Origin of the sequence: Flectobacillus major DSM 103 (assembly GCF_000427405.1) — a bacterium.
In the GTDB taxonomy this organism is placed as follows: Bacteria; Bacteroidota; Bacteroidia; order Cytophagales; family Spirosomataceae; genus Flectobacillus; species Flectobacillus major.
Genome location: NZ_KE386491.1, coordinates 4,555,966 through 4,573,332, shown reverse-complemented (window position 1 = coordinate 4,573,332; position 17,367 = coordinate 4,555,966). Strand labels below are relative to the sequence as shown.

Annotated in this window: 15 protein-coding genes; 12 read left to right on the top strand and 3 right to left on the bottom strand. The window is 36.6% G+C overall.

Translation table 11 applies throughout. The annotated features are described in order from the left end of the window. Nucleotides 1-178 precede the first annotated feature (178 nt). A complete protein-coding gene (locus FLEMA_RS73680; RefSeq protein ID WP_081681381.1) occupies nucleotides 179-766 on the bottom strand; it encodes a peptidylprolyl isomerase in 588 nt (195 codons plus the stop codon). Nucleotides 767-789: 23 nt separating this feature from the next. Further along, nucleotides 790-1,665: an alpha/beta fold hydrolase gene (locus tag FLEMA_RS73675; protein ID WP_044173403.1), complete on the bottom strand. Its 876-nt coding sequence runs from the start codon at nucleotides 1,663-1,665 to the stop codon at nucleotides 790-792. Between the two features lie 157 nt (nucleotides 1,666-1,822). On the opposite strand from FLEMA_RS73675, the gene FLEMA_RS0151410 reads away from it, so the two are divergent. The 4 genes from FLEMA_RS0151410 to nhaA all read left to right on the top strand — a co-directional run bounded on the left by FLEMA_RS0151410 (nucleotide 1,823) and on the right by nhaA (nucleotide 7,055). Beyond that, complete coding sequence (locus tag FLEMA_RS0151410; protein WP_044173401.1) at nucleotides 1,823-3,040, top strand: cation:proton antiporter domain-containing protein; 1,218 nt, start codon at nucleotides 1,823-1,825, stop codon at nucleotides 3,038-3,040. Between the two features lie 139 nt (nucleotides 3,041-3,179). Continuing rightward, a complete protein-coding gene (locus tag FLEMA_RS0151400) occupies nucleotides 3,180-3,857 on the top strand; it encodes a response regulator transcription factor (RefSeq protein ID WP_026997971.1) in 678 nt (225 codons plus the stop codon). 5 nt (nucleotides 3,858-3,862) lie between these two features. Further along, entirely contained in the window at nucleotides 3,863-5,239 is a 1,377-nt protein-coding gene (locus FLEMA_RS0151395) for a sensor histidine kinase (RefSeq protein WP_026997144.1), read from the top strand. Nucleotides 5,240-5,837: 598 nt separating this feature from the next. Beyond that, on the top strand, nucleotides 5,838-7,055 hold the full coding sequence (gene nhaA / locus FLEMA_RS73670) for a Na+/H+ antiporter NhaA (protein WP_044173399.1): 1,218 nt from the start codon (nucleotides 5,838-5,840) through the stop codon (nucleotides 7,053-7,055). Nucleotides 7,056-7,265: 210 nt separating this feature from the next. Here the strand turns inward: nhaA and FLEMA_RS73665 are convergent, their stop codons facing one another. Next, entirely contained in the window at nucleotides 7,266-8,486 is a 1,221-nt protein-coding gene (locus tag FLEMA_RS73665) for an MFS transporter (RefSeq protein WP_044173397.1), read from the bottom strand. A 564-nt stretch (nucleotides 8,487-9,050) separates the two neighbouring features. Here FLEMA_RS73665 and FLEMA_RS0151320 point away from each other — a divergent pair. The 8 genes from FLEMA_RS0151320 to FLEMA_RS73650 all read left to right on the top strand — a co-directional run bounded on the left by FLEMA_RS0151320 (nucleotide 9,051) and on the right by FLEMA_RS73650 (nucleotide 17,347). Further along, nucleotides 9,051-10,238, top strand: coding sequence for a Gfo/Idh/MocA family protein (locus tag FLEMA_RS0151320; protein WP_026997140.1), 1,188 nt, complete (start codon nucleotides 9,051-9,053; stop codon nucleotides 10,236-10,238). Between the two features lie 178 nt (nucleotides 10,239-10,416). After that, a complete protein-coding gene (locus FLEMA_RS0151310; RefSeq protein WP_052354243.1) occupies nucleotides 10,417-11,400 on the top strand; it encodes a polysaccharide deacetylase family protein in 984 nt (327 codons plus the stop codon). 66 nt (nucleotides 11,401-11,466) lie between these two features. Continuing rightward, on the top strand, nucleotides 11,467-12,612 hold the full coding sequence (locus tag FLEMA_RS0151305; RefSeq protein ID WP_026997138.1) for a Gfo/Idh/MocA family protein: 1,146 nt from the start codon (nucleotides 11,467-11,469) through the stop codon (nucleotides 12,610-12,612). A 68-nt stretch (nucleotides 12,613-12,680) separates the two neighbouring features. Next, nucleotides 12,681-13,073, top strand: a complete 393-nt coding sequence (locus FLEMA_RS73660; protein WP_229359512.1) for a four helix bundle protein — start codon at nucleotides 12,681-12,683, stop codon at nucleotides 13,071-13,073. Nucleotides 13,074-13,157: 84 nt separating this feature from the next. Beyond that, nucleotides 13,158-14,210 carry a sugar phosphate isomerase/epimerase family protein gene (locus FLEMA_RS0151295; RefSeq protein ID WP_026997137.1) on the top strand — a complete coding sequence of 351 codons (1,053 nt, stop codon included), beginning with the start codon at nucleotides 13,158-13,160 and terminating at the stop codon, nucleotides 14,208-14,210. 257 nt (nucleotides 14,211-14,467) lie between these two features. After that, entirely contained in the window at nucleotides 14,468-15,286 is an 819-nt protein-coding gene (locus tag FLEMA_RS73655) for an ABC-three component system protein (protein WP_218918546.1), read from the top strand. A 122-nt stretch (nucleotides 15,287-15,408) separates the two neighbouring features. After that, complete coding sequence (locus FLEMA_RS77380) at nucleotides 15,409-15,636, top strand: ABC-three component system middle component 6 (protein ID WP_026997970.1); 228 nt, start codon at nucleotides 15,409-15,411, stop codon at nucleotides 15,634-15,636. Nucleotides 15,637-15,700: 64 nt separating this feature from the next. Continuing rightward, nucleotides 15,701-17,347, top strand: a complete 1,647-nt coding sequence (locus FLEMA_RS73650) for a DUF2326 domain-containing protein (protein ID WP_218918545.1) — start codon at nucleotides 15,701-15,703, stop codon at nucleotides 17,345-17,347. The last annotated feature ends 20 nt before the right edge of the window (nucleotides 17,348-17,367 follow it).

The window sequence follows — 17,367 nt, the reverse complement described above, 5'->3', positions numbered from 1 at the left end:
CCCTGATTTTGGGATAATTTACAATAGAGACCTGTTGTTAGTATTTATTGGCTATTAATCAAACAAGGCGGTCGAAAAACTAATTTCGACCGCCTTGTTTGATCTAAAAATCGGGATGACTTATGTTTTGATGTTAAATTTCAGAATCACCATTCACTAAATTCAGGATAACTTGTGCTTATGGCACTACCTTCATCGAAAACTTGACGGGGTCGGCAGGTTTCTCGTTAAATGCACGAGCATCTTTGATTTTGTCGACTACGTCCATTCCTTGTATTACTTCGCCCACTACGGTATAAATACCATCGTATTTACGAGCCTCCTCGGCATTGGTAATAATATAAAACTCACTGGCTGAGGTATCATTGTTGGGATTCATACTGGGGTCGTACTGAGCCATTGCTACAGCCCCTCGCTTGTGCTTAAAGCGATTGGTATCTACTTCGGTAGGAATATCATAGTCGAGTCGATCCATCCATTCGGCTCCTCCCTGAATACCCGTTGCATAAATATTTCGATAAAAATAAAAATCGTTATAATAGCCTGCTTTTACCAAACGAATAAAATTGGCACGATGCAAGGGTGTTTCTTGGTATAACCTAATGGTAAAGTTACCTACCCGAGTACTTACTTCGATAGTATTTTCAGGATTTTGTTGTCCATATTCTAACAAAGTTTGCTTGACATCAGCCCCAAACATCCGCATATCTTTTTTACAAGCACTTAGCACAACGATACAATATATCAGCAACCAATATCTGGACATAGGATAAATCAATTTCAGCTTTACTATTTCTTTAGAACTTGCAAAATAGCATTTTTAATTAATTCTGGATGCTCCCAAGGTACAAAATGATTCATATCGGGAACAATAACCATTTTTACCTCTTGCGAATTAACCAACATTTTTTGAGCAAAATCGGCATTGAGAGGGTCGACAAGATTATCTTTTTGTCCTTGAATAACAATAACAGGTTGATGAATATTTTTCCAAAGTGGCAGCATTTTTTCTAGCTCAGGCTTCAAATATAATATCTCGGTATTGGACGCTCGAAAAGAAGCAGGAATCAGCCAACGAATAGGCCAAAAATGTAGTGGCAAACGAAACCAGCGTTCGTTTGGCTCTAATTGGGGAGCTATAGAACCCGCTACTATTACCAAAGCATCGACTAGCGTTGGGTAATCCATAGCCAAACGGGCAATTACGGGCCCTCCCAACGAATGCCCCACCACAATAAGCTTTTGCCCTTGCTGTTTATATTTTTTGAGAATCGGCATCAAATACCTTGCTTGCTGTTCGAGCGATATTTCGGCTTTGCCCAAATGAGACCTACCAAAGCCAAGCCTATCTACCGAAACCATTTTTACTTGTTTGAGTAAAGTGGTATCTTTCATAAAATCCACAAAAGCCGACCACGAGCCTGGCGAGCCATGTACAAACACCACAACAGGAAGGCTGTCATTTCCTATTTCGGCATAATTAATAGAGCGATTGCCTATTGCTATTTGATGCTCATGAGGGCGTTCGGCTAAGGTAAAAAACTCTTTTTGAATTTCACTTTCCGACATTCTGAAGCTTAGGCAAGATGACAAAAACTGAGAAAAACCCAATATTATGCCATAGATTATGAGTATTCTGAAGGTTATTTTTCTGATTCTATACATTGTCAAAATAGATTTACAACTGTTACCCAAAATTAGGCTCTAATAAATTTCTAATTTTTTCTTAACTTCATTTACACATCCAATCATCAATTTGCCATTATAATTCACCTTATTGCATAAGTATTAGTTTCACTTTTTTCATAAAATCCATATAAATATGAATACATACATTATTGTATTAGTATTGGCCAGTGGTGTCATTCTATCCTATATTTTTAATTTAATAGCCAAAAAATTTGCTATTCCTTCTGTATTATTACTATTGGGCACAGGTATTGGCCTTGGCCAATTGTTTGGGCAACAACTTTTGCCCGCTACATTTATCAACAAAACGGTAGAAATACTTGGTATTGTTGGACTTATCATGATTATTCTGGAGGCTAGCCTCGACCTCGAACTTAGCCGAGACAAAGCTGGGCTAATCTTTAGGGCATTTTTTGCGGCACTTTTCATTCTGCTAGGTTCGGCATTTTCTATTGCTTTTATTATCGAACAAACCACAGGTGAGTCGTTCCGCAATTGTTTGGTATATGCTACGCCTTTGTCTATTATTAGTAGTGCCATTGTCATTCCGAGTGTCGAAAACCTAATTCCTCACAAACGAGAGTTTATTATTTATGAAGCCTCTTTTTCTGACATTTTAGGCATTTTATTTTTCAATTACCTCATTGCCGAACAAGGTATTTCGATAGAATCGGCAGTGGTTTATGGCTTCAATATTATTTGGTCGTTGTTGTTGTCGGTGGGGGTAGCATTGGGGCTAATATATTTGTTATCCCGAATCACGCTACATTTAAAGTATTTCTTGTTATTTGCGGTTTTATTAATTTTGTACGCAGCAGGCAAGATTTTACATTTGCCTTCGTTACTGATTATCTTATTTTTTGGTCTATTAATCAACAATCGTAGATTAATTAGACCCAAGGTAATTGTTGAAGGCATACAAAATACTGTATTTACAGAAGTAGAAAACAACCTAAAGTCTATTACAGCCGAAACAGCATTTTTGATTAGAACCTTCTTTTTTATTCTTTTTGGCTATTCTATGAATATCAACATTTTTAGTCAAGAAGAAGTTTGGATAACGGGGTCGTTGGTGGTATTGGCCTTGTTGGCAATACGGTTTATCTATCTTCGGTTTGTACAATCACAAAAAAACACAATGCCCGAACTATTATTAATGCCTCGGGGCTTAATTACCATTTTGTTGTTTTATGGAATCCCAACACAATTCAAACTCAACACCTTTAACGATGGCATTTTGTTTTTTGTCATCCTGATTACTAGTATTTTAATGATGTTGGGTATTATGACGGCCGAGAAGAAAAACAGTATTCAGTCGCTAAGTAATGATACTATTGGCGAAATAGTGTAGGATGATTGTTCATCAAAAAACGTTTTCATTATTTGTCAAAAGGAGGCTCTATCCCGACATTTTATAATACCCTGTAGAAAAACGTTTTAAAACAGACTAATAGAAAATAGCTGTAGCTATATTTAAAATTTATAAAGTTATGAGAATCCTTGTTGTAGAAGACGAACCCAAAACCCTGCACGCTATTCAGCAGGGTTTAGAAGAAAACCATTACGAAGTAGATATTGCGTATGATGGGCTAATTGCACGCCAATTGGCCCTTCGCAACAACTATACCCTCATTATCACCGATGTGATAATGCCTGGCCTCAATGGTTTCGTATTGAGTCGAGAGTTAAGAGATGCGGGTATTCAAACGCCCATTTTGATGCTTACAGCTTTGGGCGAAACCGAAGACAAAGTCAACGGCTTTGATTCTGGTGCTGACCAATATTTGGTAAAACCATTTCAGTTTGTTGAGTTATTGGCACGAGTACGCTCGCTTACCAAACGTGGCTCAAAAACCCTCATGACCCACCAAACCCTCAAGTTTGAAGACCTAGAAATGAACCTCGACACCAAAGTGGTAACTCGTGAAGGACAAATAATAGAACTTACCGCTCGTGAGTTTACATTGCTCGAATACCTTATGCGAAACCAAGGACGAGTATTATCGAAAGTGCAACTAGCCGAAAATGTCTGGGATATTGGTTTTGATACTGGTACTAATTTTGTAGAAGTATATATTAATTATCTTCGTAAAAAAATCGACAAAAACTTTGAGCATAAGCTTATCCATACGGTATTTGGGATGGGCTATGTCCTCAAAAAAGAATAGATTCCATGCAAATCAGGGTTAGCCTTACTATTCGATTTATCCTTATTGTTTCATCAATACTTCTTGCGGTATTGTTGTCGATTTATCTGTACACTCAATATTACCTTAGCGAAAGTTTTTATCGCCGTTTATCAAATCGTGCCGAAACCACCGCCGAGCTTTTTTTGGTAGTTGACGACGTAGATTCTACCCTACTCCGCAAAATATCGGACAAAAGTAAGAATGCTCTTCACAGCGAAAATATTACGATTTATAACCAAAAAAAACAAAAAGAATTTACCACCAACGAGCGAGAAAGCATACAGCTTGACGAGGATTTGTTGGCCAAAATCCAAATCCAAAAAAAATACCGTTTCCGTCATGGAAGGTATCATTCTATAGGTATTTATTTTGACCAAACCACCGAGCCTCACATTGTATTGGCCAGTGCTGTTGATGACTATGGACGAGAATTTATGACCCGAATGCGAGTCATTATGTTATTGTTATTTTTGGTAGTAATATTGTGGGTATCGGTGGCAGGCTGGTATTATTCGGGCAAAGCCATTGCTCCAATTGATGAAATGGGGCAAAAACTCAATAGTATTGTACCCAAAAATATGCACCTACGCCTAGCTGAGAGCGATAATCAAGACGAAATAGATAGGCTATCGCATACTATCAATCAACTACTCGACCGAGTTGAAGAAACCTTCCAGCTACAGCGGATGTTTGTATCCAATGTTTCGCACGAATTGCGTAACCCTCTCACCAAGATGTCGTCGCAACTAGAGGTTAGCCTACTCAAACAACGAAGCCCCGCCGAATACCAAAAAACCATGTATTCGGTACTAGACGATATTCAGGAGCTAATCGCCCTTACCCAAAACTTACTTAAATTGACCAAAGTAGACGGAGCAAAGCAGGAACTTTTGGTTGACAAAATTAGGGTAGATGAGTTACTTTGGGAAATTAGAAGCTTGCTTACCAAAAGTAATGCCTTATACCAAATTGAAATTCTTTTCGACGAACTACCCGAAGACCCTGACAACCTTTGTATTTTGGGCAATTATGCCCTACTCAAAACAGCGATTGTCAACTTGGCAGAAAATGCTTGTAAGTTTTCGTACGACAAAAAGGCTACGATTCGCCTTCGGTATTCCGACCTCGACCTCCGTATTGCTATTGAAGACAAAGGTATAGGAATAAAAGAGGCAGATTTATCGTATATATTCCAGCCTTTTTACCGCAGTAGCCAAACCACTGATATTAAAGGCTATGGTATTGGGCTGTCGTTGGTAGAACGTATTGCAAGGATGCACGGTGGCAATGTAGAAGTAGCTTCACAGCCCAATATAGGCACTACCTTTACCCTCATTTTGCCCAACAGTATTACATTCTAATAACTTTCTAATCTCTATCTAAGTTTCTTTTAACCTTACAAAGCCAAATTTGTAGCGGAAAGAGAAATATATGTTGAAGTTTAACGAAGTTCTGGGGCAAGTAGTTGTAAGATAATGGCACACTGACTAGCCTTCATCTTGTGGCTCGATTGCCCCCTTACTTCTTTGTAAACATAGCTACTCTATTAAAAGCCCTCCTCATCGGCATATCCGTTTCATCAAAACAAGAACTCTATGATATATAAATTTACTCAACTCAAAAAGGCTTAATGCTTCTAAAGTTTTATATACTCTAAATTTTTGAATGATGGAAGTAAAAATTAAAAAGACGAAAATTTCTCGTCTCAATTATGTCAAACTTATTTTAAAGAAAGTTAGTTTTTCCCCTTTCTTGTTTAAAAAAGAGCTACAAAAAGGAATTGAATATTGTAGCGACGCTCAGATAGCTCTTTTAAAACGCTGGTGTCTAAAACACTTTGCTAGTATTTACGCACAAATAATAATACAAGTATTCAGGGGCTTTGAACCTCAATTGATTAAATCCAGTAATTAAACGTGGTAATCCAGATTACGTTATTTGGCTCTTATCAAGTATATAATGAAAAAGAGAATTGATACCTTAGTTACACAGCCTTTCAAAGATTTCATTAGCCCCATCAATGAAATTGGCGAAACTGGACAGCTTGGGGGATTTCTCTTATTGAATGCTATTTTCATTTCGTTGCTACTATCCAATATTCCCCTCAATGGCGAAGGATATATTGGATTTTGGGACAAGCCTGTAAGCAGTTTTTTACCGAATGTTAGCACAAAAAATATTATTAATGAAGGACTCATGGTGGTCTTCTTTTTTCTAATAGGATTAGAAATTAAAAAGGAGCTGATTCAAGGAGAACTTCAAACACTCAAACAAGCAACATTGCCTCTATTGGCTGCTTTAGGGAGTGTATTGATGCCCATGATGATTTTCATGATTTTCAATATCAATACTCCTACAGCTAAAGGTTGGGCTATTCCAACGACAACAGATATTGCCTTTTCGTTAGGAGTACTCACATTTATGGGGTCGAAGGTTTCTTTAAAGCTTAAAATTTTTCTTATTGCCCTTGCTATCATCGACGATTTATTCGCAGTTTTGACCATTACCTTTTTTTACTCTAATACCTTAAATTGGCTTTACTTAGGTATAACATTGACTGGCATTGCTGGGATTTGGTTGCTTAATAAGGTTAATACGAAATATATATACTGCTATATAGTTATCGGTTTGGTAATTTGGTGGAGTTTACCCAAAGCAGGTATTCATCCTACAGTAGCGGGTATTATTACAGCTCTTTCTATCCCTATAAATCAATTAATGAACTTTGAGCACGCCATGCAAAAGTCTGTTAATTATCTGATTGTCCCTTTATTTGCCCTTGCTAATGTAGCAGTCCCAATTGATTTTGAGGGATGGGAAATATTTCAGCAACCACACATGCTGGGTATCATGTTTGGACTGCTACTTGGTAAACCTTTAGGGATTTTGTTGGCCACATGGCTGGGTGTACGATTAGGCATAGCACATTTACCCGAAAAAGTAAAATGGCCTCAAATCCTAGGAATAGGAGTTATTGCGGGTACAAGCTTTACGATGTCTATATTTATAACCGAATTGTCTTTGGGCGATGTAGTGTTAAAAAATATGGCAAAAATGGCGGTTTTACTTACCTCAGCAGGAGCTAGTATTATTGGGTTAATTATTTTGGCAAAAAGTGAAGCATTATCACACCTTGCCGATTTTTCATTTAGAAAATTAGTCAAAAACAATCTTTGAGCTATTACGATATTCAGATATTTTACTTCTAAACATATACAAACTACTCTTAAATATTGCGATTGTTAGCATAGAAAACCCCACCGATATACTATTGGTGGGGTTTCTTTTTATTGTGATTGAGTTGTGAAAAAGGGGTTGTGAATTAGTCGATAACAATATCAAACATTATTTACAAGTCACTAACTCACCCATTCACAACTCAATATCTTAGTGAGATGCAACGGTTCCACGCTTACGCATGATAAAATATAAAATCGTAAATGCAATAATCAGAATAAATGGAAATACAGCCATGTTGTCTAGGGTAGCTTGGCCAGCGGCTAGGTCTAATTCTTGGCCAGACAACCCTTTAGCAGCAGCAGCTGCCTTTTCATCGTCCAACCATTTTCCGATTACTGGTTGGAAAATAGAAGTAGAAAACATACCCATACCACCCATAATAGAAAGGCCAAATGCACCTGTACGAGGCAAGTTTTCAGCCACAAAACCAATCATAGTAGGCCAGAAATAACATACCCCAACAGCAAAAATAATAGCTGATACATATACCATAATACCAGTTGCTTGGCTCATCAATACAACACCAATTGTAGCAAAAATCGCCGAAGCTAACAACACCCCTGTTGGGTTTAGGCTATGAACAATAGGGCCTGCAAAATAACGACCTACGGCCATCAAACCTGTTACCAAAGCTAAAATCAACATTGGACTAGCTCCTGCGTTACCCAATACTGGACCGATCCATTGCTCGGGGCCAAACTCAGAAATAGCTGTAATAGCCATACATGCCAACATAAATAAATACAATGGCGAGAGCATAGCCTTGAGGTTTTGGCTTGTAGATACAGCTCCTTCATCTTGGCTTTCAGGGAATGTTTGTCCAAAGAATAAAAACGCATACCCAAATGCAGGAATTAAAATAGCTCCAATTTGCATTTGCCAGCCCATACCTGCCGAAGTCATAAACTCAGACAAAAGACTTGCAATTACGATACCACCCGGAAACCACATGTGGAAACGGTTGAGCATTTTGGTTTTTTCGTTTCCTTCAAACATATCCGAAATCATTGGATTACAGGCTGCTTCGACAGTACCATTACCAAAACCTACAAAGAATGTTGAAATCAATAAAGTCCAAAAACCACTAGAGTAAATGGTGAGTACTAACCCTAATACGTGAGTAACAAAGGCAACCCAAATAATTTTTTTAGGGCCAAGTACATTATACAAAGGACCGCCAATAATCATGGCAATAGGAAATCCAAGAAAAGCCATTTGGTTGATATAACCTAAATGCTCGGCATCAAGGTTAAATTCGGCACCCAACTGTGTAAGCACCCCAGCACGAATACCGAATGCCATTGCGGTGGTGATTAAAGCAAAACAACTTGCCAAAAATAATCGATTACGATTAACTATTTGGGACATAACAAATTAGGGTTTTAAGATTAATAAAAGGGACAGTGTTCTTATTTTTATATAATTTAGACTAAAAAAAATCCATGCCAAAAAAACAAAAAGATTTCCGTATTTACTAGACGACTTTGTAATAATTTTAATTAAAATTTGCAATCAAACGGTATAAAGCGGGTCAAAAGCTGTGTTTTTTCAACTTGTTTTACCAATATTTGTATCAAAATAGTACTTGAGTATCAATATTGGCTCAGCTATTAGCCCAAATACTACTTCATCTTAGCAAATTTAAGTCGAATATCATGTAAATTCAGTGTTTGTTAGTTGAAATATACTCAATAATAACATAATTTAATGTATTTGTGAATTAGTAACCAAAAACCTTACTATCAGCCAAATACATCACAAAATCGAGATATTTCATGCAAAATATACAAGTGATTTAGGAGGAATCATCAAGCTATTTTTCCAAAAAATCACTTTGTACCTATATATTTTTTACGATTGCTTATTATCCTTTGATTATTTATATAAAACTTAATACCTAATTTCCCTTAAAAAATGGCTAGAAAAATCAGAATGGGTATGATTGGAGGCAGTTTAGAAGCCTTCATTGGAGCTGTTCACCGCAGAGGTGCCGCATTAGACGGTGAAGTAGAACTAGTTTGTGGTGCTTTTAGCTCAAATCCCGAAAAATCAAAAGCAACTGGCGAAGCCCTTTACCTTCCTTCAGAACGAGTATATGGCTCTTTTGAAGAAATGATTCTTACAGAAAAAAACCTTCCCGAAGGCGAACGCATGGATTTTGTGTCGATTGTAACACCCAATCACGTGCATTTTCCTGCTGCCAAATTTGCTCTTGAAAATGGATTTCATGTAGTAATGGACAAACCCATTACCCTCACCACCGAAGAGGCTAAAGAATTGGCTATTATTATTGAAAAATCAGGTCTGTTGTTTGCCCTTACCCATAACTATACGGCTTACCCGATGGTAAAAGAAGCTCGACAGATTATCAAATCTGGGGCAATTGGTCAGGTTCGTAAAGTTATCGTAGAATACCCTCAGGGCTGGCTGTCGCAATTGGTAGAAGCCTCTGGACAAAAACAAGCCGCTTGGCGTACCGACCCTGCCCGTAGCGGTGCTGCTGGTGGTGTAGGCGACATTGGTACTCATGCCGAAAATTTGGCTGAGTATATAACAGGCTTGAAAATTACCGAACTTTGTGCCGACCTTACTATTTTTGTTGAAGGTCGCCAGTTAGATGACGATGCCAATATCCTACTCCGTTTTGACAACGGAGCAAAGGGCGTTTTGCACAATAGTCAAATTTGTAATGGTGAAGAAAACGACCTCAATATTAGAGTATACGGTGAGTTTGGAGGCTTAAAATGGCGACAAATGGACCCAAATACCTTGGTACTAACTAATCAAGAAAATGGCTCTCGTATTATTCGTACTGGTGTTGGCAACCTTTCGCCACATGCCCAAGCACATACTCGCCAGCCAGCAGGCCACCCAGAAGGCTATATCGAAACCTTTGCTAGTATTTATCGCAACTTTGCTTATGCTTTGCGTGCTCGTTGGGGTGCCGAAAACAAAGCTGGTGCTACTGGTGGCTTAGGAAAAGGAACGGGGATTGATGGCTACGACCCAGAAATTTATGATTTCCCAGGAGTTGAAGAAGGATTACGTGGAATGGGCTTTATCAGCACCGTAATCAAATCGGCTACTTCTGAAGAAAAATGGACAAAGTTTGAAATCTAGTTGGTATTTCATCATCATGATACAATAATTACCCTGCCAATAACAAAACCATTAGCAGGGTATTATTTATTCTGTAAATTTGAATCAAGATTACAGAGATTTGACAGGTAATACAATACAATTTTTCTCCAAATCTTCATTATTTTTGTACAAAAGGTATCCTGACTCTTAAATAAAAATGCTAAAAAAAAGCCCCTATTTCGACAACAAAAAGTTGTTTATGTTGAGAAAATATCATTACGCTTTCATATTGGTATTAGTATGCTTTGTTCAGGGATTTACACAAATTACAGATTATCAGGTGTACTTTGCCAACTATAACAACCAGATAGTTGTACGCAAATGGACACAAAACAATAGTACCCAATATTTGGTTTTGAACCCCAGTACCCTAAAAACCAATATCCTAAGCAATATAGCAACCAAAGCCCTTAGCTGGGAGGCTATATCAGGCATTTTCCGAGGGTCAAGGTATATCCACGACTGGAAGCTTGAGCAACAAAAAGATATTAGCTTGCAAGATGCAGGAATCAGTAAAAGTGACTCTACTGTAAATGGCTTTAGCCTTACGGTCGACCTATGCCCTTCTAGCAAACCGCTTGCTAGAAGTTTTTTTGAAGCTGTTATCAAAGGTTTTGAAGTTAGCGAACGCCCCGTGCCAATTACGATTACGGTAACTGGTATTTGGATGAAAAATCACCTCGACGATTTGGCTTGGTTAAAACAACAGGAGTTACTCGGCAACCTCAGAATTACGTGGGTGAATCACAGCTATAATCATCATTATGACCCAAAGCTACCACTAAAAGATAATTTTCTTTTAGAAAAGGGAACAGTGATTGCCGACGAGGTATTGCTCAACGAACAAGCTATGCTAGAAAATGGCCTTGTCCCTTCTATCTATTTCAGATTTCCGGGGTTGGTATCGAGCAAAGTTATTTTCGACCAAATTTTGTCGTATGGCCTATTACCCCTCGGTAGCGATGCTTGGCTTGCCAAAGGACAAGCTATTCATCAGGGGAGCTTGGTACTGGTTCATGCCAATGGCAACGAACCTTTAGGCTTAGAGCTATTTTTGTCGATGCTGCAGAAAAATCAAGATGAGATTAAACATAAAAAATGGCAACTTTGGGATATTTCAAACCTAATCTCATCGAAATAAACCCAGCATTCAGAACATTAAAACAATCAAATAAATTTATCCCCCAAAAAACAAATCAATTAACTCATGTCAAAAATCAAAGTAGGTGTAGTAGGTACTGGATTTATTGGTCCTGCACACATCGAAGCCCTTAGAAGACTACCAAACGTTGAAGTAACTGCTCTTTGTGAAGTAAATATCGAACTAGCTACGGCTAAAGCGGCTCAGTTGGGTATCGAACGTCCTTGTACGTTTGAACAATTGTTGGCAATGGAAGATATTGCTTGTGTACATATCTGTACGCCTAACTTTTTGCACTATTCACAATCAAAGGCTGCTTTGTTGGCTGGAAAACACGTGGTTTGTGAAAAGCCTTTGGCAAAAGATTTGCACGAAGCCGAAGAATTGGTTGCTTTAGCAAAAGAAACAGGTTTGGTAAATGCGGTTCACTTCAACTTGCGTTATTATCCATTGGTTCGTCAAATGAAAACCATGCGTGAAAAAGGTGATTTGGGTGATGTTTATTCAGTAATTGGCTCGTATCTACAAGACTGGTTATTCTATGAAACTGATTATAACTGGCGTTTAGAACCAGATAAATCGGGCGATTCTCGTGCAATTGCTGATATTGGTTCACACTTGATGGACATTATCGAATATATCACTGGCTTAAAAACGGTAGAAGTAATGGCCGATTTCAATACGATTCACAAAACTCGTAAAAAGCCACTAAAACCAGTAGAAACATATTCGGGCAAAATGCTTCAACCAGAAGATTATGCCGATGTACCTATTACTACCGAAGACCATGCCAACGTTTTATTGCGTTTTGATAATGGCAACCGTGGCTCGGTAACGGTTTCGCAAGTTTCGGCGGGTCGTAAAAACCAATTGAAATTAGAAATTTCTGGAGGTAAGAAAACTTTTGCTTTCAACTCTGAAGCACCAAACGAAATCTGGATTGGTAATCGTGATGGCTACAACCAGTCGTTGATGCGCGACCCTTCTTTGGCTTACCCAGAAGCAAGTGCATTGATGACCTTCCCGGGTGGACACAACGAAGGCTTCCCTGATACTTCAAAACAATTATTCAAAGAAGTATATGCTGCCGTTGCCGCTGGCAAACAACCAGAAAATCCAACCTATCCAACTTTTGCGGATGGTTACAGAGAATTATTAATCTGCGAAAGAATCCTCGATAGCCACAGAAGCCAAAGCTGGGTGAAGGTTTAGTATTTAGTGAATGAGTGATTGGTGATTGAGAGATTGACTTAATCACCAATCTTATTTTACGCCTTAAAATGATGAATACTAACAATTATCTTCCAAAAGATGAGTTTGCTGAACTTATGTTTGGACGCATAAAAGCATTCGGTTTACGCTGTATGCCCTTGTGCGATGACTTATTTTTAAAGACTGCTTCTGCTAAGAATATCGCCAGACAATTGATACGTTCATCCTCTTCGGCTGTTGCCAATTACAGAGCCGTAAGAAGGGCGAGAAGTAAAAATGAATTTTATGCAAAAATCAGCATAGTCATTGAAGAATTGGATGAAAGTATATTTTGGTTGGAATATTCAATAGATGCCAAGTTTTATGAAGATGTAAAAGTTAGAAGTCTCATCAATGAAGGTTACGAAATTTTAAAAATACTCGCTAAAGCCAGAAAGACGGCAAGCGTAAATAATCAGTAGAAAATTTGGTAAAGTTTAAATGAGTTGTTGATTGAAATTTTAAAATCACTCAATCACAACTCACTCAATCATTCAATAAACACAATGAAAACAATCAAAGGCCCTGCTATATTTTTAGCACAATTTTTAGATAACGTTGCTCCTTTCAATACCCTTGATTCTATTACAGACTGGGTAGCTGGCTTAGGCTATAAAGGCGTACAAATCCCTACTTGGGATGCTCGTGCAATTGATTTACAATTGGCTGCCGAATCAAAAACTTATTGCGATGAGTTGAAAGGTAAATTGGCGGATAAAGGTATCCAAATCACCGAACTTTCGACACACTTGCAAGGACAATTGGTAGCAGTAAATCCTGCTTACGATGTAATGTTCGATGGATTCGCTCCAGATTCAGTAAAAGGAAATCCGAAAGCTCGTACCGAATGGGCAGTTCAACAATTGAAATGGGCGGCTAAAGCTTCTCAAAACTTAGGTTTGAACGCTCACGCTACTTTCTCTGGTGCTTTGATGTGGCATACGGTTTATCCTTGGCCACAACGTCCTGCGGGCTTGGTAGAACAAGGCTTCACTGAGTTGGCTAACCGTTGGTTGCCTATTTTGGATGCTTTTGAAGACGCTGGTGTTGACCTTTGCTACGAAATTCACCCAGGCGAAGATTTGCACGATGGTGTTACTTTTGAAATGTTCTTGGAAAAAGTAGGCGGACACAAACGTGCCAACTTGCTTTATGACCCATCGCACTTTGTATTGCAGTGTTTAGATTATTTACAGTACATTGATTTTTATCATGAAAGAATCAAAATGTTCCACGTAAAAGATGCCGAATTTAATGCTACGGGCAAACAAGGCGTTTATGGTGGGTATCAATCGTGGGTCAATCGTGCTGGACGTTTCCGTTCTTTGGGCGATGGACAAGTGGATTTTGGTTCGATTTTCTCGAAACTAACCCAATACGGCTACGATGGCTGGGCAGTGTTAGAGTGGGAATGTGCTATCAAAGACCCCGTTCAAGGTGCAACAGAAGGAGCTCCATTTATTGATTCACACATCATCCAAGCTACGTCAAAAGTATTCGACGACTTCGCTGGCGGTGGTGCAGATATTGAATTGAATAAGAAGATCTTGGGAATTTAATTCGATTTGGAATTTCGGAAATATAAAAACCTCATAAGCAAGCTTATGAGGTTTTCTTTTATAAGGCGTTGGTAGTTCTTAGTTGTAATTGTAGTGAATTATCGAAACAATGAAATTATTTCCGCTTAATCGGAACATTGATAGTATGATGTATCTCTTTTTTATTAAAAAATAATCTACAAGTATTATTTTATAAACTTGAACACAGAATAGGTCAACCCAAAGTTGTATATTATTTTTGTAAAAATTAAGAAATCATGAATAGGTCTTGGTACTTTGACTATATTGAAGAAAAATTAAATATTCTTGCCACAAGGATTGAACTTCGTGGTAAATTGAATATCCTTGACTTACATATTCATTCTGAAAACTTTTATTTGCACCTCTTTAATTTGCTTTTTGACTGGAAACTTGAAAACGAAAATGCTAACTTACAAAATGTCCCGTCTATTGATTTGATTGATAAAACAAATAAGATATTTATTCAGGTTTCAGCAACAAATACAAAAAAGAAAATTGAGGATACGTTGGCAAAAGATATTCTAAAAGACTATTCAGATTATAGTTTCAAGTTTATTTCTATCTCAAAAGATGCGAGTAATAGGCGAAAAGAAACTTTTAACAATCCATATAACATTGCATTTGCTCCTCAAACAGACATTTACGACGTTAAATCAATATTAGACTTTATTATATCGTTAACTATTGACAAACAAAGAGAAATTCAGGAGTTTATCAAGAAAGAGTTAGGACATGATACTGATATAGAAAAACTAGACTCAAATTTAACCACAATTGTCAACATTCTGGCAAAAGAAAATTTAAACGATAATTCAAATTTGAATCTCAAAAGCTTTGAAATAGACAGAAAAATCGCTCATAATAGTCTGACAAGAACAAAATATACAATAGATGATTACAAAATACACCACAATAGATTAGAAAGAATTTATAGTGAATTTGACAAACAAGGTGTTAATAAAAGTTTTTCTGTTTTGCAGAGCATTAGGCAAGAATATATAGAGTTAACAATTAATATTTCTGGGGATGAATTATTTCTAAGGGTAAAAAGATAAGATACGTCAAAGTGCAAATTTTGTAAAAATTCCAATGGACGAGTTAGAGCTAGGTGTAGATATAATGCCTGTTGACGCTTTTATACGTTGTAAAATATTTGAAAATCCTGAAAATTACAACTATGCTAATTCCTGATAACATACGACCTGAAAATACTATATATTACAATAGTGCTTTTGTTTTGCAATCTTTACAAAACAAGGGTAGTAGGGATTTTATCGATTTATATCAAGATGTAAGAAAGAAAACAAATATTTCATTTTCTCTTTTTGTTTTGTGTTTGGATTGGTTGTTTCTAACAAATATTGCAGAATTAAATGATAAGGGAGTAGTCAATTTATGTTCATAAAATCATTGACCATATCAAGTGAGAAAAAAATTATCCGAAAATCCCCTTTCGGAGAGGGATTAATTTGATCGTTGATGAAACAATAAATTTAGAAGATACGTCCACAGGCAATAATGTAGGGAAAACTACAGTGCTTAAATTGATTGATTTCTGCTTTGGTGCGGACGGCAAAATCATTTATACTGATCAAGAAAATCCTAAAGTAACCTATCCATTAGTAAAAGAATTTTTAGAGAATAATAAAATTCTTATAACGCTTATTCTTGCTGAAAATCTTGATGATTCAAATGCAAAGCAAATTGTAATAGAAAGGAATTTTCTTTCAAGAAAAAATGCTATTAGACGAATAAATGAACAAGATATTCAGGATAAGGATTTTGAATTGGAATTGACAAAATTGTTATTCCCCAAACATCAAGTAGAAAAACCAAGTTTAAGGCAGATCATTTCTCACAATATTAGATATAGAGATGAAAGTATCAATAATACGCTAAAAACTTTAGATAGATATACTACTGATGCAGAGTATGAAACGATGTATTTATTTTTATTTGATTGTGATTTTAATAAGGGAAGCGAGAAACAAGAGATTCTAATCAAACTAAAGCAAGAGCATACTTTTCAAAAACGGTTAGAGAAAAATCAAACTAAAAATACCTATGAAACAGTCCTTTCTTTAATAGAAGAAGATATAAAAGTGCTTAATAAAAAAAAGGCCAACTTAAATTTGAATGATAACTTTGAAAGAGATTTGGATAAGCTCAACCTGGTTAAGTATCAATTAAATAAACTCAGTTCTGAGATAAACAGACTTAAAATAAGACGTGATTTAATCAAAGAAAGTGAGCAAGAATTGGCTTCTTCTGTTTCAAATATAGACTTGAACGAACTATACCAAATCTATCAACAAACCACAATGTTGATAGATAATATTCAAAAAACCTTTGATGACTTGGTAAAGTACCACAATCAAATGCTTAATGAAAAAATTAAGTTCATCTCAAACGAATTGCCACAGCTTGAAAATGAGATAATTATCAAGAGCGAACAATTAAAGCAACATTTAAAACAAGAAAAGGAGCTTACTAACTTAATTGCTAAAAGCGATACATTTGAAGATTTGGAAAAATTGATTGGAGACCTAAATGAAAAGTATCGACAGAAAGGTGAATACGAGAATATTATACAGCAGTTAAATGAAGTTGAAAAAAATGTCAAGGATTATAATGAACAATTAAATATAATCGACGATGTGCTGTTTTCTGATGAATTTGAGCAAATTGTAAAAACACAAATTTTGAAATTTAATAAGCATTTTTCTTCAATTTCTAATCAGATGTACGGGGAGCAATATGCTATAAAATATGAGAAAGCAACAGATAAGAACAACCAGAAACTCTACAAGTTTAGTACATTTAATCTAAATTTTAGTTCAGGTAAAAAACAAGGTGAAATTTCAGCTTTTGATATTGCTTATATTTCTTTCGCTGATGCAGAAAATATTTCTTGTTTACATTTTTTGCTCAATGATAAAAAAGAATTGATGCACAATAATCAATTATCCAAAATTGCTGAAATTGTGAATGAAAAAAACATGCAATTTGTCGCATCTATTTTAAAAGATAAGCTACCAAGTGAGTTAAATAGAGAAGAATACTTTATACTTAAACTATCTCAAAATGACAAGTTGTTTAGGATTGAGAATCAATAGGTATATTAATCTAAAAGTTT

What these genes read in the sequence shown, in the direction of transcription:
- FLEMA_RS0151320 (WP_026997140.1), top strand. Translation starts at nt 9,051, where the DNA reads ATGGGTATGATTGGAGGCAGTTTAGAAGCCTTCATTGGAGCTGTTCAC.
- FLEMA_RS0151400 (WP_026997971.1), top strand. Translation starts at nt 3,180, where the DNA reads ATGAGAATCCTTGTTGTAGAAGACGAACCCAAAACCCTGCACGCTATT.
- FLEMA_RS73660 (WP_229359512.1), top strand. Translation starts at nt 12,681, where the DNA reads ATGATGAATACTAACAATTATCTTCCAAAAGATGAGTTTGCTGAACTT.
- FLEMA_RS0151295 (WP_026997137.1), top strand. Translation starts at nt 13,158, where the DNA reads ATGAAAACAATCAAAGGCCCTGCTATATTTTTAGCACAATTTTTAGAT.
- FLEMA_RS77380 (WP_026997970.1), top strand. Translation starts at nt 15,409, where the DNA reads ATGCTAATTCCTGATAACATACGACCTGAAAATACTATATATTACAAT.
- FLEMA_RS73665 (WP_044173397.1), bottom strand. Translation starts at nt 8,486, where the DNA reads ATGTCCCAAATAGTTAATCGTAATCGATTATTTTTGGCAAGTTGTTTT.
- FLEMA_RS0151305 (WP_026997138.1), top strand. Translation starts at nt 11,467, where the DNA reads ATGTCAAAAATCAAAGTAGGTGTAGTAGGTACTGGATTTATTGGTCCT.
- FLEMA_RS0151310 (WP_052354243.1), top strand. Translation starts at nt 10,417, where the DNA reads ATGCTAAAAAAAAGCCCCTATTTCGACAACAAAAAGTTGTTTATGTTG.
- FLEMA_RS73680 (WP_081681381.1), bottom strand. Translation starts at nt 766, where the DNA reads ATGTCCAGATATTGGTTGCTGATATATTGTATCGTTGTGCTAAGTGCT.
- FLEMA_RS0151410 (WP_044173401.1), top strand. Translation starts at nt 1,823, where the DNA reads ATGAATACATACATTATTGTATTAGTATTGGCCAGTGGTGTCATTCTA.
- FLEMA_RS73675 (WP_044173403.1), bottom strand. Translation starts at nt 1,665, where the DNA reads ATGTATAGAATCAGAAAAATAACCTTCAGAATACTCATAATCTATGGC.
- FLEMA_RS0151395 (WP_026997144.1), top strand. Translation starts at nt 3,863, where the DNA reads ATGCAAATCAGGGTTAGCCTTACTATTCGATTTATCCTTATTGTTTCA.
- FLEMA_RS73655 (WP_218918546.1), top strand. Translation starts at nt 14,468, where the DNA reads ATGAATAGGTCTTGGTACTTTGACTATATTGAAGAAAAATTAAATATT.
- nhaA (WP_044173399.1), top strand. Translation starts at nt 5,838, where the DNA reads ATGAAAAAGAGAATTGATACCTTAGTTACACAGCCTTTCAAAGATTTC.